The following is a 22,588-nucleotide window of genomic DNA, read 5'->3' on the forward strand; positions in this document are numbered from 1 at the left end:
CCCCAGGCGAACACCCCGCCCAAACATCAATCCTCCGCCTGCTCCTCACCGCCTTGGCGGCTCATGCCGTACTTGCGCATTTTCTCCACCAGGGTGGTTCGGCGAATACGCAAACGTTCAGCCGCGCGCGCAACAATACCGTTGGCATCATCCAGCGCCTGCTGGATCAGCCCCTGCTCCAGGCTACCCAAGTAGTCCTTAAGATCGAGGCCTTCCGGTGGCAGCATGGCATGGCTGCTGAAGTCCGGCGCGTGACCGTTGATCGCCACCCGCTCTTCTAGGTCGCTGCGCAGGCTGTCGACCATCTGCTCGTCTTCGTCATCGACGTAGCGGAATTTCTTCGGCAGCTCGGACACACCGATCACCCCGTACGGGTGCATGATCGCCATGCGTTCGACCAGGTTGGCCAGCTCGCGCACATTGCCCGGCCAGCCGTGGCGGCACAGCGACATGATCGACGCCGAGTTGAAGCGGATGGAACCGCGCTTCTCGTGCTCCATGCGCGAGATGAGCTCGTTCATCAGCAGCGGAATATCTTCTACCCGCTCACGCAGTGGCGCCATCTCGATGGGGAACACGTTCAGGCGGTAGTAGAGGTCTTCGCGAAAAGTGCCGTCCTCGATCATGGTCTCGAGGTTCTTGTGGGTCGCCGCAATGATGCGCACGTCGATACTCTGGGTCTTGTTGCTACCGACGCGCTCGAAAGTGCGCTCCTGCAGCACGCGCAGCAGCTTGACCTGCATGGGCAACGGCATGTCACCAATTTCGTCGAGGAACAGGGTGCCGCCGTTGGCCAGTTCGAAACGCCCGGCACGGCTGGTGATCGCCCCGGTAAAGGCGCCTTTCTCATGGCCGAACAGTTCGCTTTCCAGCAGCTCGGCCGGGATCGCACCGCAGTTGACCGGCACGAACGGCGCTTCACGGCGCTTGGAGTGGTAGTGCAGGTTACGCGCCACCACTTCCTTGCCGGTGCCCGATTCACCCAGGATCAGCACGCTGGCGTCGGTATCGGCCACCTGCTGCATCATCTGCCGCACATGCTGGATGGCCCGGCTGGTGCCGACCAGGCTGCGGAACAGGTTGGGCTCGCGCTGGCGACCGCGCTCACGCGCCTGGTCGTACATTTCGCGGTAAACCTGGGCACGGTGCAGCGAATCCAGCAGCTGGCTGTAGCTTGGCGGCATTTCCAGATTGGAGAGCACCCGGCGGCGAAGGTCTTCCGGCAATTCGGCAGAAGAAATTTCACCTAAAAGCAGAACCGGAAGGAACTCATCCCAGGTAGCCACTGTCTTAAGCAGCCCAAGAAGGTTGCCCGGAGCATTTACGGTGCCGATGAGCACGCACAGCACTTCGCGGCTCGAGGACAATGGCTCGACCGCCTGCTGCCAGTCATTGCTGGCACATGCGAGGTTTTCTTCGCCGAGGAAGTTCAGCACCACCGCAAGGTCGCGGCGGCGCGCGCTGTCGTCATCGATCAGCAGAATCTTGGTTTCACGCCACATGCAATAGCAACTTCCCTAGTCATATCGGCGCCCTGCAGGGGCGTGCTCGACATCATTCCGACTGAATGGTCAGTGTTCGGACGTCTGAAATTCGAAAACAGCCACTAGTAAAGTCAAAAAACACCGATCAGTCAAATTAATGGCGCACGGCTTTTTGCAACATCGGTGGTCAGGTGAACAAATGGTATACCTTTGCCGCGTTCTTCGCCTGACGGATTTTCGTCATTTCATTGACCAAGGATTGACGCTCGCCACTTGCAACCTCGATTAGTTGACGGTAAACGCGCAGCAACTCCTCGAGACTGGCACTCACGTCCGCCTCATTTCCTCTGGCTTCGGACACCATATCACCGATGCGCAAACGGCATTCCAGGTCCAACTCCCCCACTGCCTCCCAGTCGCGGTCAGCCAACGCAGCCAACAGCATGTCGCGGGTCTGTTCGATTCGGGCGATTACTTCACTCATGTCATGCTCCTTTATCAGGAAGCCGACGACTGGTCGCCGATTGCGTCCCAACCTTCCTTCACAGTGATCAGAAGGCGCGCGACCTCGTCGATGATGGTCGGATCGCCTTTGAGATTGGCTTCGGTCAGGCGGCGACTCATGTAGATATACAGGCTATCCAGCTCAGCCAGGTTGTCACCATGGTTTTCCAGGTCCAGACCTTCACGTAGCCCACCGATGATGTCGATGGCCTTACCGAGCAGAATACCCCGCTGCGCGATGTCATTGCGCGCGATGGCACCCTTAGCCTGGGCCATACGATCAAGGCCGCCCTGCATAAGCATCTGTACCAGGCGGTGCGGACTGGCTTCGGACGTCTGCGCCACGCCGTTGACTTTCTGGTATTGCCGAAGGGCCAACATCGGGTTCATGGATCTACCTCGTGCAGCGAAAAAGGTTGCTTGTACCTGTGTATCGCCTGAGCGTCAAAAAACTTTAGTGCCAACGCAAAAAGCCCGGTGCGACACTGGTCGCTGCCGGGCTTTTGCAGGGCAAAAGGCGAGAACGGTCAGGAGTTCTTGGCCTGAGCGTTGATAGCGTCGAAAACCGATTTGATCTGGTCGGCCTGGGCGTTCAGCTTGGCCACCGCAGTGTCCATCGCCACCCACTTCTTGGTCAGCGACTCGGTCAAAGCCTCGGTGCGACGATCCAACGCGGTCTGCTGGTCTGCCAGGTTCTTCGCCACCTTGTCCAGGTTGCTTTTGCGCGTCGCCAGGCTGCCGTCCGTGGAGTTGTACGGATCGATGGCCTTGTTCATACGCTCGATGAGCCCATTGGAGCCGGTGAACAACTCCTGAACCTCGGAGCCCAGCTTCTTGTCGTTCATCGCCGCGGTGAACTTGGTCGAGTTGAATTCGAGGGTGCCATCTTTCGTGGTGTTGATGCCCAACTGGCTCAGGGTCGTCAACTGGTCACCCGCCCCCACCTCGGACAGCACCTTGCGAATATCGTTGACCAGCGAACGGGTGGTCGGGTCGTTGCTCAAGGGGCCGAGCGACAGGTTGTCATCCTCGTCACGTGTGGACGTTGTCAGCGCCGTGATGGTTTTCTGCAACGTGTTGTAGGCATCGACGAACGACTGAATCGATTTCTTCAGGCCATCATTGTCCTGCGACACCGAGACGTTGGTGGGCACACCGTCGGCGCCCGACCTGGCGCTGACGCCGGTCAACTCCAGCGTGATGCCACTGATGGCGTCGGTAATGGTGTTCTTCTTGTTGGTGACCACCAGGCCGTCGATAGTCAGCTCGGCATCCTGCGCCTTGGCGGTGATGAACCCGGCGCCGGTATCCGACATCTGCTCAGTACCGTCGATCTCAAGCTCAGGGACACCACTGACCATCAGGTCGGTCTGGGCACCGGTGGTGGTGGAGCTGAACACCAGCCGCGCACCGTCCTTGCCGTTCACGATGTTGGCGGAGATACCCTGGACGGCCAACTCTTTGTTGATCTGGTCGCGCACGGACTGCAACGAGGCGCCATCTTCAACTTCGAGCTCATAGGTATTGCCATTCTGCTCAATGGTCAGCGTACCCCCCGTCACCGTGGCAGCCGCACCGCCAGCAATGGGGGCACTGGCCACTTTAGAGCCGGTCGCCAGCTGATTGACCACAATGTCATAGCTGCCGGCCACCGCGGTGTTGCCAGCCGTCACCTTGACCACCGACTCATTGGCCGACTTGGCGGCATACGCATTGAAAGCGGGGCTGGTGGAGCTGTTCAGCTTTGCCATGGCGTCCTGAAACGCCGTCAGGGCACTGCGAAGCGAGCCCACACCGGAAATCATCGCGGTATTGTTGCTGGTCTGCCGAGTGATCTGCGCCTTCTTGGCCGCCGTGTCGGCATTGACCAGCGCCGCGACCATATCGGTGATGTTCAGACCAGTACCTTGACCGATACTGGAAACCAGGGTGCTCGCCATACAGTTATCCCTCTTTGTTGACCGTCAGAACCTGCTCCTGCAAGCCCGACGTGATTCCTGCCTTAGCATATTCTCCGCCGATCAAACCTTGGCGTCGAACAAAATACTGTTTACATCGCTCAGGTTATGCGCAATCCGCAAGGCCTCTTCAGAAGGCAATTGGCGGATCAGCTCGCCGGTTTCACTGGCGATGACCTTGACTACGATCTTTCCGGATTCTTCGTCCGTGGAGAATTCCAGATTGCGTCGGGTGGAGCTGAGAAACTTTTCGATTTCCGAAACCGCGCTTTTCACCTTTTCGGCATCATTGCTGTGCTCGGCAGCACTGATGGCATTGGGTACCAGCGTGTCACTGCCGCTACGCGAAGCTTCCTCGGCGCGGGCAACCGGTTTTTCGCCAGCCTGTTCGGCGGGGCGGGATGCCGGGTAGGACAGATTCAGCTTGACGCTCATGTCCATGTCTACCACCTCATAACGAAAAGGCGGGGAAGCGCCTTAGAATGCACTCCCCCGCCGATCACCATCAGCGATTACTGAAGCAGCTTCAGTACGGCGGATGGCAGTTGGTTGGCCTGGGCCAGAATCGAAGTGGAAGCTTGCTGCAGGGTCTGCTGCTTGGTCAGCTGGGCAGTTTCGGCGGCGAAGTCAGTGTCCTGTACACGGCCACGGGCGGCTTCGGCGTTTTCGTTGATGTTCTGCAGGTTGTTGATGGTGCTGGTCAGACGGTTCTGCACGGCACCCAGGTCGGCACGGGTGCTGTTGATCGCGTTCAGCGCGTCATCGATAGCGCTCAGGGCGGCGGTGAAGGTCGCTTCGGCAGCAGCGCTGTCAGCACCGGTGATGCTCTGGCCACTCAGGCCGCTCAGCGCGCCAGTGGTGTTCATGGCATCGCTCAGGCTGATGGTGATCTGGTTGTCGCTGCCGGTGTTGGAGCCAACCTGGAAGGTCATGTCGCTGGCAGTGCCGTCCAGCAGGTTCTTGCCGTTCAGCTGGGTCGAACCGGCGATACGGTCGATCTCTTTGAGCATCGACTGGAATTCTTTATCCAGTGCATCGCGGTCGGCTTCGCTGTTGTTGTCGTTTCGCGACTGAACAGCCAGTTCACGCATACGCTGCAGGATGTTGGTCTGCTCTTGCATCGCGCCTTCAGCAGTCTGGGCGATGGAGATGGCGTCGTTGGCGTTTTTGATCGCCATGGTCTGGCCACGGATCTGCGAAGTCATGCGAGTAGCGATCTGCAGGCCGGCAGCGTCGTCTTTGGCGCTGTTGATTTTCAGGCCGGAGGACAGACGGGTCATCGAGGTGCCCAGTGCATCGGAAGCCCGGTTCAGGTTCTTCTGAACGCCCAGGGAGGTGGTGTTGGTGTTTACAGTCAAAGCCATGACGAATTCCTCGTTGGATTGGGTACTACGGCTTCCGGCCTTGGCAATTCGCCGGAGGTGGCACAGAGAACCTTCGTAATAGTTATCGTCGTCAGGGCGTCTTGCTTTAGCGGATTTTCAAAAAAAATTGCTGGCACCGTGCCAGTCCAATGAAATCAAGGAGTTGACGCCAATTTACAGGCGGCACGTTGTTGCAGGATAGAAAGTAAAACGCCGTCAGACGATGACGGCGTTGTGGAAGGCGACGAATGGTCAGTCGCAGCGTTCGATAATGGCCGAGCCCCATGAGAGGCCCACCCCGAAGCCACTCAGCGCCACGCGCTTGCAGCCGGAGCCAAGCACGTGCTTTTCCAACAACAGCGGTATGCTTGACGACACGGTATTGCCCGTCTCGACCATATCCTTGACGAACTTCTGCTTGTGCTCGCCTTCGTCGAAGCGCGACGAAACGGCATCCACGATCGCCGCGCTGCCCTGATGCAGGCAGTACAGGTCGATGTCGTCGGCCTGGAGTGCGCTGGCTTCAAGCAGCTGATGCAAGTGCGCAGGCACCTTGACCAAGGCAAAGTTATAGACCTGGCGACCATTCATGAAGAACTTGCCATCGGTGGTACGCAAGTGCTCCGCACCCGCGCCATCACTGCCGAACAACGACTTGCCCAATTGCCAGGCAGCGTCTTCGCCCATCCAGGTGGCGGTAGCGGCGTCACCAAACAGCATGGTGGTATTGCGATCTTCCGGGTCGACAATCTTCGAGTAAGGGTCGGCAGTGATCAGCAGGCCGTTTTTGAGGCCCGCGGCCTCCATGAAACCCTTCATGGCATACAAGCCGTAGACATAGCCCGAGCAGCCCAGTGAAATATCAAAGGCCGCAACGGCGGTCGAAAGCCCAAGCTTGTGCTGAACAATCGCCGCGGTATGCGGCAACCCTTCGGCATCGCCGTTCTGGGTGACCACTATCACTGCATCAATGGCAGCTGGATTCAGCGACGGATTGGCGGCAAACAATGCATTGGCTGCCTCGACGCAAAGATCGGATGTTTCCTGGTTGGCATCCTTGCGCGGCAAGAAGGTCGAACCGATCTTGCCGAAAATGAACTCTTGATCCTTGCCGAATTTCGCACCTTGGGCGTAGTTGTCTACACCCTTCAAAGGTACGTAACTGGCGATGCTTTTAATGCCAATCATTGTGGCTTCCCGGTTGACATGGCGGAGAGTGCGGGACCGGGCCTGAAACTGGCCTCGTCAGGCCATCGACGTAGCTGCCCGCTGACTTGATAGATTAAAGATGCACGTTTCGACTGCCAAGTCACGGTTATACGACCAAAGCTGCAAATGCCGCAATGCCGGGGCCGCTTTTGCATGGTTTTCACGCAGCCCGAGAGCCTCATCCCCCCTAAGGTCACACGCCTCCAGGTACCTTTTTCACAACCGCCTGAAGCAGGTGCCCTGCCGAACCCAGCTTGGGATTACTGGCATAGGCGGTCGACTGAATATCCAGGACGGTGAAACCGGCAAGCGTGAACAGATGGGTAAGCGCTGCCACCGAAAAGAAGTTGATATGCTCGTGCCAATGCCGCTTTTGCTCGGCCGAAACCTGCTCGTTGCCAACCATCAACGCCTCGTGGGGTAACTCCACGTACAGCAACGTATCGTCGTGCATGCAGGCGCTTATCTGCGCAAGTGTGTCCGTTGGATAAGGAACGTGCTCAAGCACATGCCGGCACACGATCAAGTCGTAGGTACGGCCTCGCACCTCGTCCTGGGTCACGCTGCTGGTACCGGGCACGGTGGGCTTTTTGTCGATATCGTAGATATCGGTCGAGTAGCCCTGCCCTTTGAACGGTGTATTGGAGCCGTCGCCCCCACCCCAGTCCAGGACCTGTGTGGGGGCAATATGCCGAAGAATGTATGAACGGGTCAGGCCAAGCAGTTCGCTGGGCGCGCTCAGCGCTTTGTTGCGCTCCCTGAAGCCTGGCTCATAGTGTTCTCGCAAATCTTCATAAGCCTTGCCGTAGTAACCCTCATAGAGGCGCTGCATCTCGCGGTCCGAAAACCGGATATCCAGAAACAGGAACTCACACCGCGCGCAGTGAAGGGTATTGCACACGCAGTAGGCCGTTCCCTGAGAGATACTGTTCAACCCCCAACTGGCGTCGATGACTGCAGGCGCCCAGCCAAGGGCTCGATGCGACACGAAAGGCATCAGCACCGCAGGAGACCGCGACAACTGCGCCGACCCACAGCAAACGCACTGGGTAGCAACGCGTTCGCGGGCACCGGCGGGAAACACATCGTTGATCATGAAGTCAGACCTAGCACGTCCAGGTAAAAATGGGATTATTGCGCCTCGGCCAGTTCAACCGGGCAGCCCTCTAAATCGCCGCGTCCTTGATCGACTGCTGCAAACCATGACGCAGTTGCAGCCCGAGCTCCAAGCGCGCCTTGTCGATGCACGGCACATACCGGTTGCGGAAACTCCCCACGGCAGCCTGTGCAGCTGCAATACGCACAGGTTTTTGTGGCGACAGAACGTCACGCACCTGATGAGCGAGCTCAGCGATCGTCACCGCCTCATCCGACCCGACGTTGTAAGCAGTGCCCGCGCGACCTTGACGCAGCATCACATCCAGCCAGTGCGCCAGGTCTCGCTGGTCCATGTAAGACCGCACAGGCGTTCCATCCCCGCTGACGCGTATGGCGGGCGATTCAAGGGCGTCGCGAATGAAATTTCCGATCGCGAAGTGCACATCGCGGGGCAGGTCCCTGCCGACGAAGGCGAAACAGCGGGCGATGACTACCTCCAGGCCAAACTGCTGCTGGTACAAAATGCCCAGATGCTCGGCGCAGCGCTTGGCAACGCTATAGGCATGGGCAGGCTCCAACGGGTCGGGCAAGCCGTGGTAATCCTCGGGAATCTGCTCCATGCCCTGCGGCTGGGGACCGTACACGCCACCGGAACTGGTCATCAACAAGCGCGGGATACGTTGCCTGACGGAATAATCCAGCACATGACGGGTGCCATCGACGATCTGGATATAGCGCTGCAATGGCGTGAGCTGCGCGCCGGCAGTCGAATCGGCTGCCGCGTGCAACACATGCGTGAAGCCAGCTGCTTCAGGAAAGGACGCGGGCTGCAGTATGTCCCCACAGTGCAGACGCAGCCACGCCAAGCCGGAAAACTCAGGATGCCGGGTCAGAAACGCCTCGGGCGACCGGCTCAATACCGTTACCGATGGCACCTGCAAACCTGCATCGGCGATTTCCAGCCAGTGGCGCAACAGCGCCTTGCCAAAAAAGCCGGTACCGCCGGTCAATAGCAGGTTCATCAGTTCGGCACTGCGTACAAAACCGACTCGAACGTGTTCGGGCAGTGTTGCCGAATATGGAACCGGTAATCGGAGCAAAACTCGAACAGCAATTCCGGCAGTTCCCACACATCCTGAGGGTTATGGTACAGCGACACGATCAGTACCGGGCGGCAACGCCGGATGATCTGTTCAGCACCACGCAACACCTGTGCTTCAGCGCCCTCGACATCCAGTTTGATCAGGTCGACCGGCGCGCTTGGCAGCATCTGATCCAAAGCGACGGCAGCAATCGATACGCCCCCACCGTGCTGGCTGATAGAGCAAGCCTCACCCTGGCCAGCGTTGAAAGTGAGAATGCCGTAATGCTCAGCGGCCGCCAATGGCAAACAAATTGCGCGGGTATCTTCAGCCCCCACTCGCTGCACCAGCCGAGCGAAGTTTTCAGGGTCAGGCTCAAGCAGAAATGCTCGGCTGCAGGAAATTTCGGGCCAGGCAATCAACTCTTCGTAGCTGTCCCCGTCGTAGGCACCACAATCCACGTACGTGATATCGCGCCCCTGCAAGGCCGGCAACGTCAACGCATTGATATACCGTTCCTCCTGCGACAGGAAGCTGGCGTACTCCAGGTCTAACCCGAGCCGGAATGCACACATCCGATAGAGAAGCTGCTTGCTTTCTTCATCTGCCAGCTTGTCTGCCACGCGCCCGATACGCTCCATGGCGTCCAGCAGGTAACTACGGCTGCTCAGCCAGAACCGCCAGCCCAAGGCAGAAGCGAACTGCTCGTACAACTCCCAGGGCATCAATGGTTTGGCGAAGCCTGCCTCGGCAACGATCGACAACAGCTCATCGTAAGGCGCATCGCGGTTGAAAATACCGAGTGCAAGTTGCGCCTCGGGGGCCTGGCGGGCCAGCGCCTGCCAGTTCAATACGGGCAACCCTAGGGCCGAGTCGATGCGTGGCGATGTCTCCACAAAGCCGCCAACAGCAATACCTTGCTGCTGTGCGGCGGCGGCCAGGCTACGACCAAAGTTCCCCGCACCGAAGATCCACAACGGCCGCTTTGTGTCGATGCGCGCAGGTACGACATCAGCTGCCCGGTCACGCAGAGCAATGAAGTCTTGAAAGCGATCTTTCTTTTCAGCCATCACATACCACCTTTATCGGTGTTGGGGACGGAACGCAGCGCTGCAGCTTCTGCCCGAATTTGCGCCATCGTTTCCGGCTCGAGGAACGGGTGCATGTCATCCAGTTCCGGAGTGACGAACGCTCCGTTGGCATCGACCCGCGACTTGATACGCGGCACGAACTCCTGCCGAGGGTCGACGTGCAGGTCGATCAACAGCGGGCCATCACTTTCCAGAAGTGCATCGAGCCGTGCCAGGTCGCCCTGCGTAGCGATGCTTTCGGCGCGCAGGCCATAAGCGCTGGCCACGGCAGTGAAGTCCGGGAATTCCACGCCTGATTCAGGCGTGGCGCCGATCACCCGGCCAAAGAAGTTTTCGTGTGTCTGCCAGATCGAGAGGTAACCCCGATTGTTGAGCACAATCACGATCACATTGACGCCGATGGTCTTGAGCGTTTGCAGCTCCTGAATGTTCATCTGCAGGCTGCCGTCACCGGCAAAGCAGATCACCCGGCGTGCACCTTCCGCTTTGGCTGCCGTCGCCGCACCAATAGCCGCAGGCAGGTCATAGCCCATCGACGCAGAGCCCGAGTTGCTGAACAGGCGCTGGTCCTTCTGCAAGGCGCCGATCTGGAACGGCAGGATGCAGGCTGACGCATTGCCACACACCACGATGTCATCCGCACGCATCTGCGCAAAGATGCGTTGCACCATCAGGTACGGGTTCAAAGGCCCATCGGCTTTTTGCGTGTGCTCCGCCGATGCCGGATAGGTACGCCCGATGTGCTGGCACCATTGCACCCACGGCGCAAAACTCTGCAGGGTAGCCTTTGCCAGCTCTTGCTCGAAGACATCGAGGAAGTCTGCCAGGTCGGCGGCAACGCCGAAGTCCGGGCGCACGGTGGGCTTGTTCAGCTCGGCGGCGTCGATATCGACCTGAGCCACCCAGGCGTGCTTGGCGAATGCCTGCCAGTTGTAGCTGGTCTGGCGGACATTCAGTCGCGACCCCAGCACCAGCACAAAGTCAGCCGCCTGCAAGCAGAAGTTGCCGGCACGGGTACCGATAGTGCCAGGGCGGCCGGCGAACAATGGGTGATCAGACGCGATCAAATCATGGGTCCAGGCGGTCGCCAGGGGAATGCCGTAACGCTCCACCAGCGCCAGCAGCCGTTGCTCGGTGCGTGAAAGGCGCACACCGGTGCCCCCCAGCACCACAGGGCGGTGCGATTGCAGCAGCTTGCCGACGATATCACGGCAGGCAGCGCGCAAATCCTCGGCCCGCGGCGGTGGGATCAACGATGGCGCGGGGATATCGAGCTGGGCTTTGGATTGCTGGATATCCAGTGGAATATCGAGCCAGACAGGCCCGGGGCGACCGCCTACTGCTTCGGCGAACGCCTTGGGCAGCATGACCTCCACATCCTGCTCCGAACGCACGATCTGCGCGTACTTGCAGACCGGGCTGGCCATGGCGATGGTCGGCCCCTCCTGATCACCCAACTGACGCAGGCCTGGCACATCCTGGAAAGACACACAGGTTTCGCGCTTGATCTGGCCAGACAACACGATCATCGGGATGGAGTCGGTGAACGCCCCATGCACGCCGTTGAGCGCGTTGATAGAGCCCGGACCGGTCGTCAACATCACCACGGCCGGCTTGCCGGTGATGCGCGCATAACCTTCGGCGGCCATGGCACAAGCCTGCTCATGGTGCATGAACGTGCAACGCAGTTGCTCATGGCCACCCAAGGCCTGGTTGAGGAACATGGCACCGCCGCCGGTGACGGTGAAAACCTGCTCGACCCCTTGCTGAACCAACCATTGCGCAATTTGCTGGGATACCGTCGCCATCATCACAGCCCTCGGCCCAGGATCAGTTCTTTCAGTGCCGGGGTTTCACTGTAAGGCCCGTCAATGTGGTCGATGGTCAGGCGTTCGTTGGCCTTGATCGGCTGCAGCAGCGTTTCACCGTTCATCACTTCCCGGCACGACAGTTGCCCTTTGTGCAGCGGGATTGCAAGGTAGAAGTCCTTTTCGAACTCGTCCCGGTTCAGCACGTAGCCCGGCGACAGGTCCCGACGTGCATAGGCACCCCGCACGAGTGCATTGAGGTACTCGGTTTCTTTACGCGAAATGATGCGTCGAGTGCCGCTGACACCCCCGCACATCTCCTTGGCCTTGTGGAAGGCCTTGTACCAGGTATCGCACTGCTCAGGGAGCGAGCAGTAATTGGATACCGGTACACCTTGGTACTGGATATCAATGTGCCTTTCCCAGGTACGAACACCTTTGCCGTAGGAAATGAGCATGGACGAGTGCCAGTCGTGGTACTCATGGGTAGACAAGCCAATGACATGGCCAGGATACCGGTTGCGCAGGTAGTCGATCTGATCGAGCTGCAGCTCGTCGTCCTCGCTGGGGTACAGCGAGACACAGTGGTTGATGGCCAGCGGGATATCACGCTTTTCGAAGTAGCGAACGATATCGTCCAGATCTTTTTCCGATGCCCCGCCCGTGGAAATGATGGTGGGCCGGCGGGTGGACGCGATTTTCTCGATAAGCGGCCAGTCGTTCATGTCGGAACTGGCGATCTTGATGATCGGCATGTCGAATTCGACGCACAGGTCAACCGAGGCTTCGTCGAATGGCGTCGCCATGGGAATGCAGCTCAGGTTGCGGACTTCTTCCACCATGCGGGCGAACTCCGCCTTGGTCAGGCGAGTGTCCTCGGTCTTCTTCACATAGCGAAGGTCTGCGGTACCTTTGAAATCAGGATGAATGAATTCATCGACATCGCGGAACTGCAGCTTGATGGCAGCCTTGACGTTGTTGTAACGCGCAATCGTTCCGTGGTCGCGGACAATTTTCAGCCCGCGCTCCAGCTTGCCCCAATGGTTGTTGGCGAGCTCCAGTACGAACAGGTTTTCAAACAGGTCTTTGTCACGCTGACTAATGGTTTTCACCGGATACTCCCCTGGTTGCCATGGGCCGGGTCGATGTGGCGCCAAGGCATGCTGTGTTTTATGTGCGGCTGATGCCGGCATTGCTCGCCGCCTTGGGACGTGCCCGGCGGCTGTTGGAATGGTTGACTGTTCGCTCTCGGTGGGTGGTCTGCCCTCAACCTGGCAGCCAGGCGTCAAGCCATTGGCGTGCATAGCCTTCATCCAGCATGTGGCGTGCCAGTACCTGCTCACGCAGTGCTTGTGCGCCCTTTGCACTGGCAGCAGGCTCGGCAAGGTGCGCCTGGATAGCACTGACCCAGTCGCCGGCCGTGTTCCTGACCCGGGTCACGGGCAACCCCTGATAGGGCAACACGTCACTGCAAACCAGCGGATAGCCGCACGCGGCATATTCCAGCAGCCGCACATTGCTGCGACACGCGTCAAGCCAGCCATCGCCTAGAGGTGCCAGCGCCAGGTCCAGCCCTATCGACATGAGCTTTTGCGGGTAGTCATCGTAGGGCACCGGGCCATGTAACTCGCGCAGATAGGGCTGCAACTGGGGCGGGCATTCACCCAGACAGACCCAGTCCACATCAGCACGCATGGCCTGAACGATCTCCAGCATCAGGCGCTGAACACGGGCGTCGAACTGCTCCCCCACCCACCCTATACGAGGGCGGCCACCCGGCTGGCGCGGCGCGGCCAACGCCCCCCAGCGGGCCGGGTGCAGACGATCCGGCACGACCCGAATATCGGCGCAGAAGCCCTGCAGCGCTTCAGCCAAAGCCTGGGTTGGCACTACCAGCCGGTCCACAACGCCGACAGACCACCGCAGCGCACCTGCAATATCGTCTTCAGCCAGGCCAGGCAAGTCGGCATTCACATCGCCCACCTTGAATGCGCGGGAGAACCGAGCGTTGCAACGTAACGCCTGAATTTGCGCGTCGTTTGCCGGCCGCCCCATGACCCAACTGTCGGGCTGCAGCCGCTCCACCTCGGCGGGCAGATAAGGCCGCAAGGCCAGTCGGACATCAGCCAGGCCGGCAATACTCATGGACAAGGCTGGATCGACGATCCGGCTTCGAGCGGCGCCGGCAAGTTCGCCCGGCATGCTCAACAGCACGGGCAACGGACGCCAGCTCAGGGGGTTCCATGTCAGGCCCGGGTCAGTCTCGAGCTCAAAACCCGCCCCCTGCAAAGACAGGTTGCGGTTGTAGGCCGGATCGCGGGCGATGACAGGCAGCCATCTGCCATACACCGCTTCCTGTTCGGCCTCGACCGCTTCGGCAGGCATACACTCACCCTGCCCTTCGCACACCAACACAGCATGGGGGGTCCACACCGTAAGATAACCAGCCTGCCGCGCCTTCAGGCATAGATCGAGGCTGGCACCCGTGCGCTGCGTCAGGCGCTCGTCCATTCCACCCACACCCTGGTAAAGCGCCCGGCGAATCAGCAGACAAGCGCCAGACACGGCACTCAGGTTCTGATCCAGCTCAAGCCGGCGCATGTACCCCTCATCCTGTACAAGCCCGGAAAACGCCGAGTTGCCAGGGCCGTTCAAGCCCAGGACCTGCACAGCCTGTTCGACCATGCCATTGGGATGCATCAACCTGGCGCCGACAATGCCTACTTCCGGGCGCTGGCCGTGGTTGAGCAAGGCATCCAGCCAGTCATCGTGCACAACCACGGTATCCTCGTGCAGCAGCACCAAGTACTCGCCCCGCGCATGCCTGGCCGCCAGATTACAGGCCGAGGCATGGTCACGTACCGACGCGTCACTCAGCACGCTGACCCGGTTTTGCTCCCGCGCCACAAGCCCAGCCAGCCAGGCTCGGGTAGCCGGGCTGCCGCTGCCATCGTTTACCAGCAGAATCTCGAAGTGGGGGTAACGGGTCTTTTCAAGCAACGCATGCACGCAGCGTTGTACGTGATCGAGACGCCCGCCGCATGGCACAACCAGCGAAACCAATGGCTGCTCGGCGTGACCATAATCGATGCGATGAATGCCTGGCCGGTGCATGCGCACCTGCGCCTGGGTATAGCCGCGCCGCTGCAAATGCCGCAGCAGCACCGCCTGTTCCTGAGGGCTGTGAACAGGCGCCTCGCCCGGCGAAATGCACACAGGCTCGCTGACATGAGCCAACCCGTCGAGGCCATCGGCATCTTCGATCAAGTGCAACAGCAACGCCAGCTCCGCCGCACCCGCGCAGGCCAGGTCGAAACCGCCGGCGCCGAGGAATACCTCGCGACGATAGAACCAATGCCGCGCCAGCTGGGCCGGGCTGGCCAGCAGCATGTCGAGATTGAAATCGGGGCGCAGCAGTGCATGCTGGGTGCCCTGTGGGGTGGTAACCAGCTCATCGGCATACACCGCACGCACCTGGTCGCCGTCGAGCAGCTCCAGCGCCAGCATCAACAGCCCGAACGGTGTGAACGTGGTACCCGCACGCACAAAGCAGAGCCACTGCCCGGTCCCTTGTTGCAGGACCAACTGGTTAAGCGTGGCAAGCTCGCAATCAGCGGGCAAGTGGACGGCGACCTGCTGATACATCTGCCCCAGCAGGCTTTTGCGCGTCGTCTCGACCGCAGCTGGCGGGCCGTCCGGAATAATGACGAAATCGAAACGGGGTAAATCCATGCGCCTGTCTTCCAGACGCCGGGCGATCAGCTCTGCCTGGGCATCAGTAGGGCGACGGGACCGCAGCCACTGGGCAACCTGTGCATCTGGCCGACCTGCTGCCCCCTGCAGGGTATCTGGTTGCAGGTCTGTGCAAGGCATGGCTTGGGTCTGTTCGATGAAACTGGCCAATTGTTCCCAGAACCGGCCCTGCAAGTCAGCGTACTTTTGCTGAACGATGGCCAAACCCGATCGGGCATGCTCGATAGCCTGAGGCGTGTCCTCGAAGGCCAGCCCGTGTGTGCCGAACTCGCCAATACCGAGCGGCGTACCATCGAAAAAGGGCGATTTGAGCACCACGGCCGGGCAACCACACAACATCGCTTCCAGCGCAGTTGCGGTGGAAGAGAAGCAATAGATGCCCTCACTGCGCCGGAACAGATCAGCCATTTCCCGAGGGGTGGCTGGCCATTCGTTGGTAATGAGCGTGCACCTCGCGGCCAGCTCGGGGTGTTCCTGAAGTGCATGGGTATGGCGCCCCGGATAGATCAGCCAACCTTTGCGATGGCCGTCATAGGGGTTGTCATGGTTATTGAACAGCGACGTGTCGATCGGCGGCAGAAACAGTATGCGCTCAGCCCCTGCGCCTTTGGGCAGCAGATGCTCACCGTAGGCAAAGATCATTTCCGAATCGGCAAACTCCGTGTCCCCTGCGATCAGCCCTGGTACGTTGAGCAAGTAACGCACTACCGACCGTGCATTGGTCGGGTTCCCCGAGACCACCTCCGGGTACACCACGATAGGCTGGCGCCCGGCCTGCTCATGCTGCTGCCTCAGCTCATTGGTGAGCAGCGGGGTGTGCCACATCGGGTTGGTCGTGGAGCTGTACAAGTAGGCATCCTGGCCGCACCGGTTCAGCAAATGACACAACATGTGCATCACCCGGATACCGGCCGAGTTATGCCGGTATGCGGGCGCAACGATGTAATACGGGCGCGGCGACGCAACGTGCAATGGCGGATAGTGCTGAGTGCTCACAGGCTGCATCCTGGATAAGGCATGGACAGGCGTGCGACGCTGGCCCGGTCGAGCAACCTGCGCCTGCGCCCGACAAACCGTTCACACGCGCGAACGCCCATCAACGCAACCTCCGCACATAGGCTTCGATGCTGTCGGCCACATGTTCAAGATGGTCTTCGCCAAGCCCGGGCCACAGACCGACCCAGAAGGTGTCCTTCATGATCTTGTCTGTCACCGTCAGGTCACTGGCGACCCGGTATTGCTGGTCTTTCATGTAGGGCTGTCGCGTAAGGTTGCCGGCGAACAGCAGGCGAGTACCCACCTTTTGCGCATCGAGATGACGCAAAAGGTCCAGCCGCTCGACGCCACAACCATCCCGCAGCGTCAGCGGAAAGCCGAACCAGGACGGGTCGCTGTTGGGGGTGGCATGTGGCAGGATCAGCTGCTCCACACACCCGGACAAGCGCTCGCTGAGCCAGGCAAAGTTACGCTTGCGTGCAGCGATGAAATCATCCACCCGGTCCATCTGTGCCAACGCACAGGCAGCCTGCATGTCGGTGATCTTGAGGTTGTAGCCCAGGTGGGAATAGGTGTACTTGTGGTCATAACCTTGCGGCAGGTCGCCCAGCTGCCAGCAGAAACGCTTGCTGCAGGTATTGTCTTCGCCTGGTCCGCAATAGCAGTCACGCCCCCAGTCACGGAACGATTCGACGATACGCTTGAGCAGCGGAGAATCAGTGAAAACCGCCCCGCCCTCGCCCATGGTGATATGGTGGGCCGGATAGAAGCTGAGCGTACCGAGGTCGCCGAAGCTGCCTACCTGGCGGCCATCGTAGGTGGCGCCGAGCGCATCGCAGCAGTCCTCGATCAACCATAAACCGTAGCGGTCGCACAATTCTCGTACCACCGCCAGGTTGAACGGGTTGCCCAGCGTGTGGGCCAGCATGATCGCCTTGGTCCGCGGGCTGATTGCCGCCTCGATCAAGGCTGGGTCGACGTTATACGTACCCATCTCGATATCGACGAAGACCGGCACGGCACCAAATTGCAGGATCGGGTTGACGGTGGTAGGAAAACCCGCCGCCACGCCAATCACCTCGTCCCCCTTACGAATGGCACGATCCCCCAGGCGTGGCGAAGTCAAGGCGGAAAACGCCAACAGGTTCGCCGAAGAGCCGGAGTTGGCGGTGAGTACGCCACGCCGCCCCAGGTAACGTGCCAGGCGTTTTTCGAATGCCTGGTTGAAGCGCCCAGTGGTCAACCAGCCGTCCAGTACCGCTTCGGTCATGGCTTGCAGTTCGGGTGCACCAATGACTTTGCCAGAGGGCGGAACCGCATGCTGGCCAGGTACAAAAACGGGCGCGGCCAGCTCCAACTCGGCATAACGGCCAACGAGCTCGGTAATTTGCTGACGCAACTGCTGCGCCGTTTGATCAGTCATTGAACTCACCTTCGTGTGCCGCTATTTGCGTGCGGCAGTATTGCTGCATGTCTTGGCCATCGCGCCAGGCGCGATGCCATTCAAGGGTGTGACGCAACGATTGCTTCAGGCCCCACTTGGGCCGCCAGCCCAAGCGTTGGCGAGCTCTGGAGGAGTCGAGGGTCAACAAGCCTGCTTCATGGGGCTGCACGTGCGGCTCGACAGACCAACCCGCTTCGCCTGGCCACAACTGCGCCATGGCATGGACCAACTCACCCACGGTTGCCGTCCCACCGCTGTCAGGCCCGAAGTTCCAGGCCTCGGCCACGTCCTGACCACGCTCGATCAGCGCTTGGGCCAGCAGCAGGTAGCCCTCAAGCGGGTCGAGAACGTGCTGCCACGGGCGCACGGCATCGGGATAGCGCAAGGTCACCGACTCCCCGGCTTCCCAGGCACGCAGGATATCGGGCAGCAACCGGTCTGCTGACCAGTCGCCGCCACCGATCACGTTGCCCGCACGCGCCGTCGCAAGCGCCACACCGCGCTCGCGCAAGAATGACTCGCGCCATGAGGCGCACAGCAGCTCGACACACGCCTTGCTGCTGCTGTAGGGGTCATGCCCCCCCAAGGCATCCTGCTCGCGGTAGGGCCATTGCCACTCGCGGTTCTCGTAGCACTTGTCACTGGTGACAACCAATACGGCACGCACTGCGTCGCACTGCCGTACAGCTTCGAGCAGGTTGACCGTGCCGGTAACGTTGGTGGCGTATGTTTGCGCTGGGCTGCGATAGGACTCGCGCACCAACGGCTGCGCGGCCAGGTGCAGGACAATCTCAGGGCGAAATGCCGCAACGCTGCGCAGCAACCGGTCCGCATCACGAACATCGGCAAACTCGCCAGCCACGCACTCCGCCAGCCTGGCGCTGCCATACAGCGAGGGCGAAGTATCGGGGGCCAGGGAGTAGCCATACACTTCGGCGCCCATCTCCCGCAGGCAAAGGGCTAGCCAGCCGCCTTTGAAGCCGCTGTGCCCTGTCAGGAAAACCCGCCGCCCTGACCAGAAGCTACGGCTCATGACCAGATGCGCCATTGTGCTTCATCGGCCTTCCAGCGCTCTTCCAGATAACTGCGATCGCGCAGCGTGTCCATGGCCTGCCAGAAGCCACGGTGCACGTGGGTCATCAGTTGGCCATCCTGCGCCAAGGCACGCATGGGCTCATATTCCCAAGTGGTAGCGTCGCCCTCGATGTAGTCAAAGACCCCGGGTTCGAGCACGAAGAAGCCGCCATTGATCCAGCCACCGTCGCCCAGTGGTTTTTCCTGGAAGCCATGCACCTGCTCCCCCCGCACATCGAGCGCACCATAACGCCCGGGCGGCTGAACGGCCGTGACCGTGGCCAGCTTGCCATGGCGGTTGTGGAAATCGATCAAGGCTGGCAGGTCCACATCGGCAACGCCGTCGCCATACGTCAGGCAGAAGGTTTCGTCACCAACGTAATCGCGTACCCGCTTGAGGCGCCCGCCAGTTGCCGTATTCTCGCCAGTGTCCACCAGCGTGACCCGCCAAGGCTCGGCATGCCGGTTATGGATATGCATCTGGTTTTCCGACATGTCGAAGGTGACATCCGACATGTGCAGGAAATAGTTCGCGAAGTACTCCTTGATCACATAACCCTTGTAACCGAGGCAAATCACGAAATCGTTGATCCCGTGATGGGAGTAGATTTTCATGATGTGCCAAATGATGGGCTTGCCACCAATTTCGATCATCGGTTTCGGGCGCAGATGCGACTCTTCACTGATACGGGTACCCAGGCCACCGGCCAGGATGACTGCTTTCATTGTCGACACACCTTGACAGGCTGGCGCCCATAGCGGGCTGACAAAATACTGACCAATTCAGTACGTTGCCGTTATCTAGCAAAAAGATTGCCAATCAGCCTCAGTGGACAAGGTGAATGCGCGTGCAGCGGGATGTAGCGCTCACGCGTGGAGCCGGCCTTGATCGGCCGGGCTCGCGGGTGTTGTCGAAACAGGCAGACCAGGGCTGCAATGCCAGCTTGCAGCCCTGTCAATAATCCGCCTCGGCCTATCCGACCTGCTCCAGCCAGCCCAAGGTCGACGCAGCCTGCTCGCCGAACGCCGCGGGCCAGCGATCAAGCAACGCCTGCGCCAATGCGTTATCCGCTTCAGGCAGGGCGCAGAGCAGTAGCCGGGCCTGCGGCGTCCAGACCACCAGTTGCCCGGCCTCGACAACGGCCCGGCACAGGTCGATATCGGCACCTTGAGCAACCTGCAAACCCGCGCAATGCTCGAACACCTCCTTGCTCACCATCAGGCAGTCGGCACTGACCGCCTGACAACCGCGCACTGCCAAAGGCCATCTGGCTTCAGCACAGGCTTGCGGCTTCAGCCCCTGCCAGGGCGAGGCCACCTGCGGCCCCTGCAACAAGGCGTAGCCTGCATGCAGAAGAGCAGCATCCCCGCCTTCCAGACAGGCGCCTACCACACCCACCTCCGGGCGCTGAGCCTCATTGAGCAATGCCTCGATCCAGGCAGGGGTAATGACCTGACTGCGCTCAGACATCAGCACCAGATAAGCCCCTCGTGCCTGGCTAGCCGCCAGGTTCAGCCAATGGCTGCGCGACTCGCCGGGCTGACCGACCAGAACATGCACCTTGCCAGCGAACTGCTGCAGTGCCGCGACCTCGTGGTCGGCACACACCACCAGCACTTCATAGCGCGGGTAACGGGTACGCTGCAGCACGCTACGCAGGCAAGCCTGCAGCTGCGAGGCATCGCCTTCACTCGCGACGAGCACACTTACCAATGGCGTGGACGAATGCCGGTAGTCGATAGACAACCCTTCGTTCGCCTGGATCTTCACCTGTGCGCGATAGCCCAATTGCGTCAGATGTCGGCCAACCACTTTGGCGGCCGCCTCATCCAGTACACTACCGCCCTGCTGTCCGATAACCAGATAGTCGGCCATGTGCGCCAGGCTGCTCAAGCCCTGGGCCTCCACCAGACGCAGCAGCAGGTCGAGCTCCAGCGCCTCTGGGCAGGTTTCACTGTACCCTCCCAGATCCAGTACCGTCTGGCGACGCACCAGCCAGTGCCGCGACATCAACCCTGGCTGGCTGCGCAGCAGATCGAGGTCTGCACCGGGGCGCTCAACACGGTGCAAACGCCCTTCACTGTCGCGCTGAACTTCATTCGCGGCAATGGCATGGCAGGCCGGCGCATCGACAAGCTCCACCGACAGACGCAACAGGCCGCCGGCAAGCAGCACATCACCGGCATTCAGCAGCATCAGCCAGGCACTCGGCAACTGTCGCACCGCCTGATTCAGGTGATTCACCCAATTGCTGTCACTGACCTGAATGAAATGCAGCGTGTCGCGCGGGGTGGTGATGGCCGGTGGCTTGCCAGCCTTGAGCACTAGCAGCTTGAAATTGCGTATGCCGCTGGCAAGCAGGCTGTCGAACGTAGTCTGAAGCGCTTGATCGTCGTTTTTGAGATCGAGAACCACGAAGGCGATCTGCTCGCTCGGGTGCTTTGCCAGGTACCGGAGCACACGCTGGCGCCCCGCCTCATCCGGTGTAGCGGCAGCGATGGCATCGATCACCTGACCCGACGGAGTGCCTTGCAAACGGCATTGCTCATGGATACCCGGGACCTGTTCGAGGCGTGCCAGCCAATCCGTCAGCTCACGAACATGCGCAGCTTCCTCTGCCCTGTCCAGCGTGGACAACAGCAGATGACAGACTTCGCGGTTGAACAGGCTCAACGCCAAGGCCTGCCAGTAGCGGTGGCTGAGGCTTTCAGCGGTATCGTTGGGGTGCGCTTGCAACAAGTCACGCTGCTGCACCCAGATCCCTTCCAGCGCATATTGCTGCTGCGGGCTGGTCGGCCAGGCGTGGCAGAGAAACTCAAGCTCGGTCAACCGTGCAAACAGGGCGCCGTTGTAATACGGCAGCTGTACATCCTGATGTGGCTCGAACAACCGCTCCGGGTCATCGATCACACTGCGCCAGCTGGACGTGAAGATCAACGACGTAGCCCCCAGATCGTAGGTGTTGCGCACGAATCTGTTAAGGGCCGTGTAACCTTGTTCGTCGCCACATAGGCGATACAGCTCAGCGTCCCACTGGCGCAAACCGCGTACCAGCTGAGTCAGGCGTTCTTCACGCTCCACCGGGCTGTAGCCAGCGGGCTCATGCTCACTCACCACATCGGTCTGGTCCAGGTGGGCAACCGGCCCTTGTGCCAACACGGCAAGGGACATCGCCACACGCACGGCAGGCGCATCCAGTTCGTCTGGCAAAGCCGTCAACACGGCTTGCAACGTCGACACACGCATGACTGCACGCCAGGCTTGCTGCCCAGACTGGGCGTACTGCAAAAGCCTGGCTGTAGCGGTTTCGGCAATGGCAGGCGCAAATGCCGAACCTACCAGGTAGTACTCCACCTTGCCACTCGCAGGCCTGTAGCCCAACAACTGGCCTTGCGCAGCCACCGCCCCAGGTTGCGCGTGCAGGCACGCCGCTGCATTGTCCAGAGACGGGGCCAGCACGAAGTCGGTATCCAGCGCCAGCACCACATAAGCCGTGGCGAGCCCCGCCAGACATTCCGCGAGGGCCTGAGCGAACCCAGCCGAGCTCGACCCAGGCGGCAAGTCGAACGCCACGCAGGGCACCCGAGCCTGCTGGTAGTAATGCTGCGCGCGGACGCGGCTGTGCGCCTGATCCTCGCCCAGCAAAACAACGGTCACATCATTGCGCGAGCCGATTGCGGTATCGATCATATAGCACCTGTCCAATTGTCAATCAGGCGCGG

General features: G+C 60.3%; 17 protein-coding genes. All 17 read right to left on the reverse strand.

All coding sequences use genetic code 11. The features are described from left to right. Positions 1 to 26 precede the first annotated feature (26 nt). Positions 27 to 1,502 (reverse strand): transcriptional regulator FleQ, encoded by a 1,476-nt coding sequence (gene fleQ / locus DMX11_RS05665; RefSeq protein WP_110743612.1) that lies wholly within the window; start codon positions 1,500 to 1,502, stop codon positions 27 to 29. Positions 1,503 to 1,671: 169 nt separating this feature from the next. Then, positions 1,672 to 1,968: a flagellar protein FliT gene (locus DMX11_RS05670; protein ID WP_110743613.1), complete on the reverse strand. Its 297-nt coding sequence runs from the start codon at positions 1,966 to 1,968 to the stop codon at positions 1,672 to 1,674. Positions 1,969 to 1,982: 14 nt separating this feature from the next. Next, on the reverse strand, positions 1,983 to 2,378 hold the full coding sequence (fliS, locus tag DMX11_RS05675) for a flagellar export chaperone FliS (protein WP_012051622.1): 396 nt from the start codon (positions 2,376 to 2,378) through the stop codon (positions 1,983 to 1,985). Between the two features lie 137 nt (positions 2,379 to 2,515). Continuing rightward, positions 2,516 to 3,928 carry a flagellar filament capping protein FliD gene (gene fliD, locus DMX11_RS05680; protein WP_110743614.1) on the reverse strand — a complete coding sequence of 471 codons (1,413 nt, stop codon included), beginning with the start codon at positions 3,926 to 3,928 and terminating at the stop codon, positions 2,516 to 2,518. An 81-nt stretch (positions 3,929 to 4,009) separates the two neighbouring features. Then, positions 4,010 to 4,387: a flagellar protein FlaG gene (locus DMX11_RS05685; protein ID WP_110743615.1), complete on the reverse strand. Its 378-nt coding sequence runs from the start codon at positions 4,385 to 4,387 to the stop codon at positions 4,010 to 4,012. A 71-nt stretch (positions 4,388 to 4,458) separates the two neighbouring features. Next, positions 4,459 to 5,310: a flagellin domain-containing protein gene (locus tag DMX11_RS05690; protein WP_110743616.1), complete on the reverse strand. Its 852-nt coding sequence runs from the start codon at positions 5,308 to 5,310 to the stop codon at positions 4,459 to 4,461. A gap of 252 nt (positions 5,311 to 5,562) precedes the next feature. Next, complete coding sequence (locus DMX11_RS05695) at positions 5,563 to 6,498, reverse strand: ketoacyl-ACP synthase III (RefSeq protein WP_110743617.1); 936 nt, start codon at positions 6,496 to 6,498, stop codon at positions 5,563 to 5,565. A gap of 214 nt (positions 6,499 to 6,712) precedes the next feature. Further along, positions 6,713 to 7,615 (reverse strand): class I SAM-dependent methyltransferase, encoded by a 903-nt coding sequence (locus DMX11_RS05700; protein WP_256590507.1) that lies wholly within the window; start codon positions 7,613 to 7,615, stop codon positions 6,713 to 6,715. Positions 7,616 to 7,685: 70 nt separating this feature from the next. Next, on the reverse strand, positions 7,686 to 8,639 hold the full coding sequence (locus tag DMX11_RS05705; protein ID WP_110743618.1) for an NAD(P)-dependent oxidoreductase: 954 nt from the start codon (positions 8,637 to 8,639) through the stop codon (positions 7,686 to 7,688). Beyond that, positions 8,639 to 9,769 (reverse strand): FkbM family methyltransferase, encoded by a 1,131-nt coding sequence (locus DMX11_RS05710; protein ID WP_110743619.1) that lies wholly within the window; start codon positions 9,767 to 9,769, stop codon positions 8,639 to 8,641. The genes DMX11_RS05705 and DMX11_RS05710 overlap by 1 nt, the downstream gene beginning before the upstream one ends. Continuing rightward, the gene (locus DMX11_RS05715; protein WP_256590508.1) at positions 9,769 to 11,598 is read right to left on the reverse strand and encodes a thiamine pyrophosphate-binding protein; all 1,830 of its coding nucleotides are present in this window, start codon (positions 11,596 to 11,598) and stop codon (positions 9,769 to 9,771) included. Before DMX11_RS05715 ends, DMX11_RS05710 begins: the two co-directional genes overlap by 1 nt. 2 nt (positions 11,599 to 11,600) lie before the next feature. Beyond that, positions 11,601 to 12,710: an N-acetylneuraminate synthase family protein gene (locus DMX11_RS05720; RefSeq protein WP_012051613.1), complete on the reverse strand. Its 1,110-nt coding sequence runs from the start codon at positions 12,708 to 12,710 to the stop codon at positions 11,601 to 11,603. A gap of 154 nt (positions 12,711 to 12,864) precedes the next feature. Then, entirely contained in the window at positions 12,865 to 16,356 is a 3,492-nt protein-coding gene (locus tag DMX11_RS05725; protein WP_110743621.1) for a glycosyltransferase, read from the reverse strand. A 91-nt stretch (positions 16,357 to 16,447) separates the two neighbouring features. Further along, positions 16,448 to 17,770, reverse strand: coding sequence for a lipopolysaccharide biosynthesis protein RfbH (gene rfbH, locus DMX11_RS05730; RefSeq protein WP_012051611.1), 1,323 nt, complete (start codon positions 17,768 to 17,770; stop codon positions 16,448 to 16,450). Next, positions 17,763 to 18,839, reverse strand: a complete 1,077-nt coding sequence (rfbG, locus tag DMX11_RS05735) for a CDP-glucose 4,6-dehydratase (RefSeq protein WP_218278943.1) — start codon at positions 18,837 to 18,839, stop codon at positions 17,763 to 17,765. Before rfbG ends, rfbH begins: the two co-directional genes overlap by 8 nt. Continuing rightward, positions 18,821 to 19,591 carry a glucose-1-phosphate cytidylyltransferase gene (gene rfbF / locus DMX11_RS05740; protein ID WP_110743622.1) on the reverse strand — a complete coding sequence of 257 codons (771 nt, stop codon included), beginning with the start codon at positions 19,589 to 19,591 and terminating at the stop codon, positions 18,821 to 18,823. Before rfbF ends, rfbG begins: the two co-directional genes overlap by 19 nt. A 247-nt stretch (positions 19,592 to 19,838) precedes the next feature. After that, complete coding sequence (locus DMX11_RS05745) at positions 19,839 to 22,556, reverse strand: glycosyltransferase (RefSeq protein ID WP_110743623.1); 2,718 nt, start codon at positions 22,554 to 22,556, stop codon at positions 19,839 to 19,841. Between the last annotated feature and the right edge of the window lie 32 nt (positions 22,557 to 22,588).

This window comes from Pseudomonas sp. LB-090624 (assembly GCF_003205205.1).
Taxonomy (GTDB): Bacteria; Pseudomonadota; Gammaproteobacteria; order Pseudomonadales; family Pseudomonadaceae; genus Aquipseudomonas.